Here is an 11,514-nt window from a genome sequence, read left to right on the forward strand (position 1 = left end):
GCTAATCCGCGATGAACCTTTTTATTTACTTAGCGTTTTATGTAGCTAAGCTTAGACTTTCTTGAAGATGATAGAGGTGTTGATTCCACCAAAAGCAAAGTTGTTGCTCATCAAGTATTCAACATCCAATTCGCGACCTGAGCCCGTGATGTAATCGAGCTTGCCGCACTGTTCATCGACATTCTTAAGGTTTAGGGTTGGGCTGAACCAACCGCTATGCATCATCTCTAGGCTGAGCCACGCTTCAATTGCACCACATGCACCAAGCGTATGGCCAAAGTAACTCTTAAGAGAGCTGATTGGTACTTCACCAAAGATATTCGCTGTCGCGTTACTCTCTGCAATATCACCTTTTTCAGTCGCAGTACCGTGCGCAGAAACATAGCCAATCTTCTCAGCTGGAAGTTGTGCGTCTCTCAATGCTTTCTCCATACAGATTTGCATGGTTTCCATCTGAGGTTGAGTCACATGAGCCGCATCACAGTTGCTCGCAAAACCTATGATTTCTGCGTAGATCTTTGCGCCACGAGCAACAGCATGTTCGTACTCTTCAAGGATCAGGGTTCCAGCGCCTTCGCCGATAACCAAGCCATCACGCTCGCTGTCGTATGGGCTAGGGGATTTCTTGGGTGTGTCGTTTTTTAAACTGGTAGCGAAAAGGGTATCGAAAACGGCAGACTCAGTTGGGCATAACTCTTCACCACCACCGGCAACCATTACGGTTTGGTAACCATGCTTGATCGCTTCATAGGCGTAACCAATGGCTTGGCTTCCTGAAGTACAGGCGCTGCTGGTGGGAATCACGCGGCCACGCAGACCAAAGAACAGACCTACGTTTACCGCGGCTGTGTGTGGCATCATTTGAACGTAAGTGGTTGCTGTGATTGCTCGTGTCGACTTCTCGTTCAGCATTACTCCGAAAGCACCAACCGCATCGGTACTGCCAGTTGAAGAGCCGTAAGCGATACCAGTTTCGCCATTGGTCAATACATCGTGACCAATTAAGCCGGCTTGCTCCAATGCATTCTCAGTCGCAACGGTAGCTAGGCGTGATACACGGCCCATGCCACGCACTTGCTTACGCTTGTAGTGTTTAGGCAGTTGGAAGTCATCAATAGGCGCGGCAAGTTTTGTGTTGAGACCATCATATTGCTCGAAGCTTGGCATATATTGAGTCGCATTTTCACAGGCCTTTAGCTTAGGCTCTATCTGTTGCCAGTCGTTACCAAAAGCAGTAACACCAGACATTCCAGTTACAACAACTCGGCGGGTCATACTAAGCCTCCATTTACTGAAATCACTTGGCGAGTTACGTAGCCTGCAATATCAGACATTAGGTAGCTGACTAGGCCGGCTACTTCTTCCGGCTCACCCATACGGCGCAGTGGTACTTGAGGAAGTGCATGATCTTTCACGTGCTCGTCAACCATACCTGTGTCAATTAAGCCAGGAGCGACACAGTTTACCGTGATCTTGCGTTTTGCGAGTTCTAGAGCAAGAGACTTAGTTGCGCCAATCACCCCCGCTTTTGCTGCAGCATAGTTAGTTTGACCACGGTTACCCATAATGCCGGATACCGACGCTAGAGTGACGATACGGCCACCTTTACGCTTTTGAACCATAGGCATTACACAAGGGTGAAGTACGTTGTAGAAGCTATCTAGGTTGGTATGGATCACACCATCCCACTCTTCTTCCGTCATCGCGGGGAATGCAGTGTCACGAGTAATGCCCGCGTTGTTCACTACACCATAGTAAGCACCATGTTCAGCGATATCAGACTCAAGCTTTTCGCGACACTCGCTTCGTTTGCTGATATCAAATTGAATAAGACGTCCAGCGCCACCCAGTTCGGTGATCGACTTTAGCGTCTCTTCAGCACCTTGCTTGTCACCCATGTAATGAACGGCGATTTCAAACCCGTCTTTCGCGAGTTGAATAGCGATCGCTTTACCAATACCTTTACTGGCACCAGTGACTAAAACCTGACGGCTCATGATGGGCTCCTAGTTTTCATTTCTTGTAATTTTTGTTCGGTCGGCACGTAGACGTTGAGTTGGCATTGAGCCACTAACTCACCTCGGTCTTCGACTCTTGCGGTAAACACAGCCATACCGCTGTCTTCCATCATCTGTTCGGCGTAGATATCAAGGGTCTGACCTTGAGTAAACTCATCACACAGTGATTTATAGCGACGAGAGCCGAGTAAGAATCCGATTGGGGGCGTGGTGCCGTTTTTAAGTGCGTGATATCCAGACCATGCCGCTACAGACTGCGCCATAAACTCGATTCCAACATATGCTGGTACCGTTTGAGATTCGGCGTCAAAGAACAGATTATGGTCACCAATATCGACCTGACAGTGGATCGACAACGCCTCTACGCTGATAGCACGATCGATTAATATCATCGGATCATCGTGAGGGAGAAGTTGGTCTACAGAAGGGATATCAGTCATTTACTACACCAAAAATCAGGCTAATGTTGTTGCCACCAAAAGCAAACGAGTTGCTTAAGATGTTCTTTGCTTTAAGTTTCTGTGAACAGTTTACCAAATCAATCTCAATATCTTCAGCTTTATCCTGACATTTTTGTAAGGGAAGCGGTAAGTCATATTTCAAAATATGCCACGCAATTGCAGCCTCAATCGCACTTGCTGCGCCTAGAGTATGCCCGGTCAGCGGTTTGGTAGAACTGACGGGAACCTTGTTTGCAAAAATACGATGAATGGCTTTACTTTCCATCGAGTCATTGAGTGGCGTTGCTGTACCATGTGCATTGATATAACCAATGTCTTCTGCGTTTAACTGTGCAGAATGTAACGCTTTTTTCATTGCTTGTTCAGCACCATTGCCTTCAGGGTGAGGCGCTGAAATGTGGTGTGCATCAGAGCTGTCCCCACAGCCCAATAAGGCAATGTTTGACGTGTCTTGTGCTGCATTAACACCGGCTAACTTTGTTTTGCTGAGCAACATAAATGCCGCTGCTTCTCCTATGTTGATACCTTCTCGGGTTGCACTAAATGGCTTACAATGTGTTGTTGAGAGTGCTTCAAGACCGTGGAAACCATTGAGTGTCAGCTTACACAATGTATCCACACCACCCACTAACACGGCATCAGCCATACCTGAATCTAATAAGCGCTGGGCGGTCAGAAATACGCGGCCACTGGATGAGCAAGCCGTAGATATGACGTAGTTTGGCCCCGTTAATGCGCAATACTGGCTAACGAACTCTGAGGTATCACCAAGCTCTTGTTTTGAGTAATGGTAATCTGCTGGAAACTCGCCGTTTGCCAATTTTTGTTTGAAGACTGCTTCACCATCGGAGATCCCAGATGTGCTGGTGCCAATAACAACAGCAATTCTATCTGCGCCAAACTGAGATTTGGCTTGCTCGATAGAATCTTCAATTTGGTGAAGAGCCGACAGCGCCAGTTGATTGTTGCGAGTGGCGTATTGCGTAAGATCTGAAGGAATCGGTGGTAGTTCACCCGCGATCTGACCAACGACAGTGTGTTTACCATCGTTCAGCATATCGTGCACTTCGACCATATTTGATTCACGCTCGTCTTTTAGACAGCCATGAATATCGGCAATCTCTGAGCCTAGCGCTGAGTGGAAACCACAGTCTTGGATGTAAATAGGCATAGTGTTCAACTCTTACTTGGATTGTCGACAATCGTTGAGTTCAACGTTTGTACGGTGATGTTGTAGCCCAGGGTCAAATGTTTGAAAACAATGTCGCCTGCCGTTTTGTGTGTACCAGGATCTGTTTGGTAATCAATTTGAATGATTGCCTGTTGGTTTTCATCAAATACGGTTCTTGTTTTGTCGGTATCGACTAGGTGCCAACCTATGCTTTGTAAAGGCTGAGCCCATGCTTCAGCCGGCCATAAGGTAAGCATTAAATTAAATAGCACCTGTTCAGGTTGTGGCAAAGTTGCGCCAAGCCCAGACAAAACCTGCGTATCAATTACTTGATTCTGGTATTGCAGCGATAGAATGCGAGTACCCCAAGAGGAGAACCCCGCCAAAACCACTTTACCTGGTGTGACTTCGACTTGAACCGGAAGCTGCTGTGTATCATTTTCCCACGTAGCGCTAATCAACTGACTGGCTGTTAATGAGTATCCCAGTTCAGCTGGCAGTGGTAGTGCTAGATCGGTGTCTTGATCGATAGACACGCTCGCACCACTTGGCTGCTGAGAAACCATCGAGCAGGCACTCATTAGAATGCCCACTAGTATGGCGAAGGTTACCTTTAATGTCTGGATCATCTAAAAGCCTCTCGAGTAATTGGTCCTTCTACGTTTTTACTACTGTTGATCGCGAGTGGAGAAAGCAGCCAAGCGACAAAGATCCCTGTCAGAACCGTCACCCCGAAGCTATGAATAGCATGAGTCTGGCTCAGCGACAGTAAGCCGAATGAAAGTAGTGTTGTGAGACCTGACAAGGTGATCGCTAATAAGGTGCTCAGCGATTTCTTTTGCTCAGCAAAGAACAGGGTGTAGTCTATGCCAATCCCTAAAATCAGAATCAAACCAAGCAGGTTAAATAGGTTCAGTGTCGAGCCTAAAATGCCCGTGACCGCCAAACCTGCTACGCCTGCAATCAATGAAGGCAACAGCATTAACAGGCTTTGCTTCACACCATAGCGCCAGCCTAACAGCATGCCAATAGCTGCCAATGCTATCAATAACAGCTCGGTAATCTTGACGCGGTACTCAGCAAAAAGAGAGGAGATTTCATCCGCTTTATTGAGGTGTTTCACACCTTGCTTCTGAGCAAAATCTGACTCCAACCACTGTGAGAACAGCTCAGCATCAGTGACGTCTTTTATCAAAATGACCGACGCTGCTTGCCCGTCGATAGGTTTTAACCAAAGTGGTCGAACAGGCTCTGAGACTGGAGACTCCAAAAATCCAGATACCGTGATTGGTTCGAATTTTGGTAGTTCTGGAAACGTAGACCAACCGAGAGAGCTTTGTAATATATGGCTTTGTTGACTATAGAGTTGTTCAACCAACTGATAGTTATCATGCTGTTCTTGTTTACTTAACAAGTGTTGATTGATGCTGCGATACCCGGAGATACCTTGGCTATTGACCAGCGAATCTAAGCTTGTGGTGATTTCTGTCAATTTTTTGAGTAGCTTTTGGTCGCTCTGAGCTGTGACCAAAAGCATATTTTGACCACTGCCTAACCCTGATATCTCAGTAATGGCTTGCTCTTGTTGTTTGAGTTGTTCGGGCATAGCCTGAAGCTGGCGAATATCGTCGTCGTAACGAATTTGACTGAGTGACATCAAGCTAACGACAGTCACTGTTAACGGTAAGCCAATTCTAAATTTTTGGTTGCTCCAAAGGCTTAACCAAGTATGCCAAAGTTTCGACAGGGGAAGAGGGCGCTCTTGGCCTGGTTTTACCGCTAAAACGGGGTACCAGCACACCACACTGGCGTAAGCTGCGATCAGTCCAATCGACGAAAACAGAGCCAGTTGCTGCAAGCCTGGGAATGGCGCAACCAGTAGCCCTAAGTATCCGATTAAGCTGGTGATTAAACCTAGAGTGATGGCAATGAAAATATGCTTTAGGCCTTTATCGCTCTGCCAGTGGCTTCCTGCGGCCAAACGGTCAGTGAGATAGTGAAAAGAGTAATCGATGGATACGCCAATCAAGCTAGCGCCAAACACCAAGCTGAATAGATGCACCTTACCAAAGATAGCGACAGTGCTTGCCAGTGCAACCAATAATCCTGTACTGATTGAGAGTAAAGATAAGGCAAGTGGTAGCGCACTACGAAATGTCAGCCACACCAATAAAATAACGCCTGCCAATGAGCCCAAACCAATGGTACTGATTTCTGATTTCGCGCTTTCGGTACCGTAATTGGCGTAGAACACCACACCAGTATGCTGCACCTTGACGCCAAATTGTTTTTCGACCTCGCGCTCAATTGAATCAAGATCTGGAAGTTGTTCTTGAATCGCCAAGCTATAAGGTGAGTCCGCCAGAGTAGCCGTGACTAAAATATGAGTTTGCTCATTCGACTGGGCCGTGAGATAGCCCTCTTTCAGAACAAAGTTACTTGATTGGACGCCAATAGCACTGATGTAGTCGCGAAATAACAAGAATGGGTCGAGAGATAACTCTGCTGCAGTGACGCCTGAGAATGGATTGTACAGAGACTGAATGACATATTGAGCTCGCGAATCAGGCGAGTGTGTCAGCGTCTCTTTTTGTTGTTGGGTCAGCAGTTGAGATCGGTGACGAAAATAGAAATCGCTCCACTGGCTTTGAGTGCTGGCGTTGATTTTACCTTGAACTTGCTTAAACAGAGTTGGCTGACTTGAAAAAGTTCTTTGGTTGAGAGCTTTTTCAAAAGCGTCGGTCGCAACCATGGTTTGTTCGATATCGGGAGCGCTTATGATAAATACCACTTGCTCGCTCATCGAGCTGGATATCTGCTGAAAGGCTTGCTCTACCATTGGGTCTTGCTGGTTTTCGGGCAGTAACTTTAGAATGTTGCTTTCAATCGGTACCGACGAAGAAAAAGCGAATTGTTTGGTCAACAACCCGCTAAACAGCATTACAACAACAAGCCAAACAAGGGCAAGACTAGAGTTGGAATTGTTTCGCTTCAGCATCTGATAATACTTCCGGTAGATGGCTTAACTGACTGAATTCGATCACTGTGCTATCTCCACGAATCTCTTTCAACTCAATACGTTCAATATCGCTGTTGCCTTGCAGCGTGATAGCCTCAAACACCGCATTCATCGGTGCATTTTTGGGCTTTAGAGTCAGTGTCCATGCTTGTACATTTTCATCAGAGCTGGTGTTAGTTGCGGGCTCAAAATTGAGTGCGAACTGTTCCTGAAGTTTTTGCGTGTCCCCATGAAACACTGACAAGAAGATATGGCTGAAATAAAACGCCATTGGATTTTCTTTGTCGGTGATGATTTTTGCGGGTTGATCGGCAAACCTTTGGCTCAGTTTGTTATCGGTGAGCACTAAGTTCACGGGAAACGGAGTGGTTTGTGTCCAGAGTAAGCCACTTGATTTGTCTAACAGAAATGTACCTTGTGACGTTAAAGGCTGGGCGAACATCTCCATATTGCGTGTTTGAGTGAACTCACCACGCACAATACTATTTTCGCTGAGCACCGTCTGCAGCTCTGAAATAGAATTGACAGCAGCAGAGTTTTCTTTGGCGCTTACAAGGCCGCTTGCCATCATCGCAGTAAGTCCAATTAGCGCGATATTGATGTATTTGCGACTGCGTTTAAACAGATTCATGGTTCACCTGCTGTGGGTTAGAGGTTTGTGTTTGATGTTCAGTTGCTAGAGGTAAGCAACCAAATTGGTGCCAGTGTTCGACTTTGTCAGTAAACACTTTGGGTGAGGCAAAGCACATCTCTTGTTCTTCGATGGTGACGGCAACCTGCATGGTGTGAGCACGTGTCATTCGAGCACCGGTTAGAGCATCATGAATTTCATAATCGACGCGCAGGCGATTTTCCCACTCGGTGAGTTTCGCCGTTACCTTAATCTTGTGATTAAACGGTATCGCCTTAATGTATTTCACGCGGGTATCGATGATAGGCCACATGTAGCCAGAATCCTTCATCTCATGGTAGTTGTACTCAATCTTATCCATCATGATGCGCCTAACTTCTTCAAAGAATCGGAAGTAGTTGCCGTGATAGATCACGCCCATTGGGTCGGCATCTTGGAATGAGGTGATAAGCGTCACCTCAGATTGTAATGGGTGAAGGATTTCAGACATAAATCGCTCTCAACAATATTGCGTAAAGGGTTGGCTACTTTATGAGTAAAGTGACCAGTGCTGACTTTGAATACGAGCAATGAAGTGGCGTAGATCGCCTTCAAGTGGTCGATCTTCTACGATAAATTCAAACTCCTTAAGCACTTCGTCGCGAATGTGCTTGAGGTTCTCACTCATGTGGTGCTCATCAAGCTCATTGTGGCGCTTACGAAGTTCGAGTGCTTGTGTCCCCGCCAGTAGTGACGCTGCTGCCACTTGTTCGGTTAGCTCTAGAACGCGTAAACAGTCACGAGCTGCGATGGTGCCCATACTCACTTTATCTTGGTTGTGACACTCAGTTGAGCGAGAGAATACGCTTGCTGGCATGGTGTGTTTCAATGCTTCTGCTGTCCAAGCTGAAACGCCAATCTGTACTGCTTTAAAGCCGTGGTTGATTGGCTTACGTTCGCCTTCAGCACCCGTTAGGTTGAATGGCAAACCGTTGTTGAACTTGTAGTCCATCAGCTGAGCCATTTGACGGTCAAGCAGATCAGCAAGGTTCGCAACTGCAGTTTTTAACGTATCCATCGCCATTGCAATGTGTCCACCGTAGAAGTGTCCACCGTGCAGTACGCGCTCATTATCACCATCGATAATTGGGTTGTCGTTGGCACTGTTTAGCTCGTTCTCGATCATTTGGCGTAGCCAAGGCAGAGAGTCTTGAACCACGCCGATAACATGTGGAGCACAGCGCAGAGAGTAACGATCTTGGAGGCGATCACTGTTACGTGGCGGGCGATCCGCTTGCAGATCATCACGCAGCCATGCAGCAACTTGTTGTTGACCAGGATGAGGTTTGACTGCAAACAGCGCTTCATCGAAATGGAAGTCATTGCCGTGCATACCGACTGATACCATAGCGGTGATCTTAGTTGATAGCTGAGCTAGATATTCCGCACGCTTGTAAGCGATACAAGCTAATGCCGTCATTACAGACGTACCATTCATCAACGCCAAGCCTTCTTTTGGCTTAAGTTTGATAGGGCTAATTCCTAACTCTTTGTAGACGTCACTGGTTGGGCGCACTTCACCTTTGTAGATTACATCACGCTCACCAATCAGTGCTGCGGCTAAGTAAGACAGAGGTGTTAAGTCGCCACTGGCACCCACCGATCCTTCTTGAGGAATGCGTGGTGAGATGTCTTGGTTGATTAGGGTAACGATCTGGTTGAGTAGATCGTGAGTCACACCAGAGACACCTTGTGATAACGAACAAAGACGAGTTGCAAGGACTGCACGAGCTTGTTCGTGAGACAATATTTCACCTAAACCACAGCCGTGAAAACGTGTTAAATGCAGTGGTAGCTCGTCAACTAGGTTTGGCGGAATCGCAACCGTACATGAGTCACCGTAACCCGTCGTTACACCGTAAATCACACCTTCTTCTTTCAATAGGCGTTCTAAGAAAGCGACACCACGGTCGATCTTAGATGTGAATGCTTCACTTGTGTTCATCGAGGCTTTTGCGCCTTGTGAGATAGCGACAACATCCTCAATCGTGAGGCGCTCGGCACCAAAGGTGATGCTATTTGGATTCTTTTTCGTCATGGTGCTTGCTCAATGTCCAAAAATTAAAAAAGTTGTACCACTGAAGCGGTGCTTGCAGTGTGTAGTGCTGAAGTCGATTTGCGTATTTTTGCACGACTTGCTGTAAAGATTGTTCGCGAGTCTTTCTTGGTAGCTCGATCTTGTTGCTAAAATGCTCGAAATAGACATTAAAATGCGGCTTAGATTGTGAGTCGTCACGTAACCCAAACAGCAAAAATACGGGTGCTTTGAGAACCGAGGCTAACATAAATGGACCTTGAGGGAATGGAGCTTCCTTACCTAAGAACTCAGCCCATACTGAGCGGCTCTCTTTGCTGGTGGAAGTTCGATCGCCAACAATCACGATCCATTCGCCTTGCTCTAGTTTCTGTTGTAACAAGATAGCGGTATCAGGCCCCATCGATGTCACCTGAATCAGATTTAAATCAGACTGCGGGTTAACCGCTTTCATCACGGAATTAAAACGTTCGGCGTGTTCTGTAAAAACCAGGGCGTTGATTTTGATGTTCGAGTGTCTGCGACCTAAAGCTCGGCACAGCTCAATATTGCCAAGGTGAGATCCAAGGATTAGCACACCTTGCTTATTTGCCACCATGCTCTCGAACTGGTCTTGGCCATGAATAGTCAGGTTATCTGCCGAGAAATCACCTTTCCATGCCGCGAGCTTGTCGAGCATCGTATGGCCAAATGAAAGCAGATGGTTGTAACTGGTTAGTTCTCCGGGGAGCTCAATATTTTGCTGTTCCGCATAGGCTTTTAATTGGAATAGATATTGTTCGGAAGCGTTTCGCGCACGCTGGCCCGTCAAGTGGTAGTAACGCATCACACCACGCAGAATGAGGTTGAACACACCGCGACCTAACAAGGTATAAATGGCTAATAACAGCTTAATGCCTAATACTGTGCCGCGTTCTTGAGTGCGGGACCAGTGTGGTTGTTCAGAAGCTTGCGGCTCTGAATCAGTCGATAAATTTGGGTTATTATCAGCTGAATCGGATTTGAAATGGCGAGCAATCAGTTTTGGTGCTCTTGGCAGCATGCTGAAGAATAGACGTGTATGCATCCAACTGATTTTGACGTTATCCCACAACGCATCGAAATGAGAGATGCCGTTCTCAGGATAGATAACGCGCGTTTCAACGAAGTCTATGTCGCAACCTTCCCAATACAGGCGAACCAAAATCTCGATATCGAAGTCCATTCTCGAACCAACATCGTACTTATTCAACACAGTTTGAGTTTGGTTGATAGGATACGCTCTAAAGCCACACATGCTGTCTTTAATTGATAAAGAAAGGGTTTCTATCCATACCCAGATATGTGTCGCGTAGCGCCCATAGAGCCTTGCTTTGGGTACGCTGTCGTCGTAGATAGGCTGGCCTGATATCAGACGTTGTGGCTTAGCTTGTGAGGCCTCAATCAATGTTGGCAAGGCTTCCAGGTCGTGTTGCCCATCAGCATCTATCTGAATAGCGTGGCTAAAGCCTAGTTGCTGCGCTTTTTTGATTCCGGCTTTTACTGCGCCGCCTTTACCTTGGTTCTGTTCAAGCGTCACCAAGGTTACGTTTGAATTCTCTGCTAGGGGAGACAGAAACTGTTTTGTTGTGAGTTCACTGCCATCGTCAACGATGATGATCGGTAACTCAAAATGATGAAGTGACGACACCACAGCCGGCATGGTTGCGCCATGGTTAAAGCACGGGATAAGGAAGCAAGCCTTGTAGCTGCTTTCTTTTGTGTGGTGTTGAGAAGTAGCCTCGACGGGAGCGCTATTCACTTTTTTCTCCCAGCTTCATTTTGCCTGAAGAGTGGGTCTGTTCACCGTTGTTTGATGTGTAACTAAAGCTCAGCTTGTCTTTGTCAGCATCCCATTTGAATGATAGCTGGATTGTAGCGTCAGGCAGGATAGGCTCTTGGAACTTAATGACTTCCATTCCTTTAAAGAAACCAGGAACGCCTAACTCTTGGACTGCGTAGTGAAGTGCCCAATCAATTTGCGTGACGCCAGGTAGAATAGGGAAGCTCTTGAAGTGCCCATTAAAGTCGGTGATATCTCCGCTAACATGAAGTGTCAGGGTCGATTCATTTTCTACCGTGTCTACAGCAATGATGTTTGGTTTTCTTTTATCCATAGGGC

Annotated in this window: 11 protein-coding genes; all 11 read right to left on the minus strand. The window is 46.7% G+C overall.

Annotated features, from left to right (window positions below):
* Nucleotides 1-51: 51 nt before the first annotated feature.
* Genes AB4585_RS03920 through AB4585_RS03970 form a run of 11 tightly spaced genes read right to left on the minus strand, consistent with a single transcriptional unit; the run spans nucleotide 52 to nucleotide 11,509 of the window.
* On the minus strand, nucleotides 52-1,275 hold the full coding sequence (locus tag AB4585_RS03920) for a beta-ketoacyl-ACP synthase (protein ID WP_017062286.1): 1,224 nt from the start codon (nucleotides 1,273-1,275) through the stop codon (nucleotides 52-54).
* Nucleotides 1,272-1,997: a 3-ketoacyl-ACP reductase FabG2 gene (locus AB4585_RS03925; RefSeq protein ID WP_017062285.1), complete on the minus strand. Its 726-nt coding sequence runs from the start codon at nucleotides 1,995-1,997 to the stop codon at nucleotides 1,272-1,274. The genes AB4585_RS03920 and AB4585_RS03925 overlap by 4 nt, the downstream gene beginning before the upstream one ends.
* Complete coding sequence (locus AB4585_RS03930) at nucleotides 1,994-2,458, minus strand: hotdog family protein (RefSeq protein ID WP_017062284.1); 465 nt, start codon at nucleotides 2,456-2,458, stop codon at nucleotides 1,994-1,996. The genes AB4585_RS03925 and AB4585_RS03930 overlap by 4 nt, the downstream gene beginning before the upstream one ends.
* On the minus strand, nucleotides 2,451-3,650 hold the full coding sequence (locus AB4585_RS03935) for a beta-ketoacyl-[acyl-carrier-protein] synthase family protein (RefSeq protein ID WP_017062283.1): 1,200 nt from the start codon (nucleotides 3,648-3,650) through the stop codon (nucleotides 2,451-2,453). Before AB4585_RS03935 ends, AB4585_RS03930 begins: the two co-directional genes overlap by 8 nt.
* A 5-nt stretch (nucleotides 3,651-3,655) precedes the next feature.
* Nucleotides 3,656-4,279, minus strand: a complete 624-nt coding sequence (locus AB4585_RS03940) for a DUF3261 domain-containing protein (RefSeq protein WP_029235408.1) — start codon at nucleotides 4,277-4,279, stop codon at nucleotides 3,656-3,658.
* Nucleotides 4,276-6,648, minus strand: a complete 2,373-nt coding sequence (locus AB4585_RS03945) for an MMPL family transporter (RefSeq protein ID WP_048659798.1) — start codon at nucleotides 6,646-6,648, stop codon at nucleotides 4,276-4,278. Before AB4585_RS03945 ends, AB4585_RS03940 begins: the two co-directional genes overlap by 4 nt.
* Nucleotides 6,620-7,300, minus strand: coding sequence for an outer membrane lipoprotein carrier protein LolA (locus tag AB4585_RS03950; RefSeq protein WP_017064143.1), 681 nt, complete (start codon nucleotides 7,298-7,300; stop codon nucleotides 6,620-6,622). Before AB4585_RS03950 ends, AB4585_RS03945 begins: the two co-directional genes overlap by 29 nt.
* Entirely contained in the window at nucleotides 7,287-7,790 is a 504-nt protein-coding gene (locus AB4585_RS03955; protein WP_017062279.1) for a thioesterase family protein, read from the minus strand. Before AB4585_RS03955 ends, AB4585_RS03950 begins: the two co-directional genes overlap by 14 nt.
* Nucleotides 7,791-7,829: 39 nt before the next feature.
* Nucleotides 7,830-9,377 carry a histidine ammonia-lyase gene (gene hutH / locus AB4585_RS03960; protein ID WP_017062278.1) on the minus strand — a complete coding sequence of 516 codons (1,548 nt, stop codon included), beginning with the start codon at nucleotides 9,375-9,377 and terminating at the stop codon, nucleotides 7,830-7,832.
* Nucleotides 9,355-11,154 carry a glycosyltransferase gene (locus AB4585_RS03965; RefSeq protein ID WP_017062277.1) on the minus strand — a complete coding sequence of 600 codons (1,800 nt, stop codon included), beginning with the start codon at nucleotides 11,152-11,154 and terminating at the stop codon, nucleotides 9,355-9,357. Before AB4585_RS03965 ends, hutH begins: the two co-directional genes overlap by 23 nt.
* Nucleotides 11,147-11,509, minus strand: a complete 363-nt coding sequence (locus AB4585_RS03970; protein ID WP_372154555.1) for a 3-hydroxyacyl-ACP dehydratase — start codon at nucleotides 11,507-11,509, stop codon at nucleotides 11,147-11,149. The genes AB4585_RS03965 and AB4585_RS03970 overlap by 8 nt, the downstream gene beginning before the upstream one ends.
* Nucleotides 11,510-11,514: the final 5 nt, after the last annotated feature.

The sequence above is a fragment of the Vibrio sp. 10N.222.49.C9 genome, assembly GCF_041474985.1.
In the GTDB taxonomy this organism is placed as follows: Bacteria; Pseudomonadota; Gammaproteobacteria; order Enterobacterales; family Vibrionaceae; genus Vibrio; species Vibrio crassostreae_C.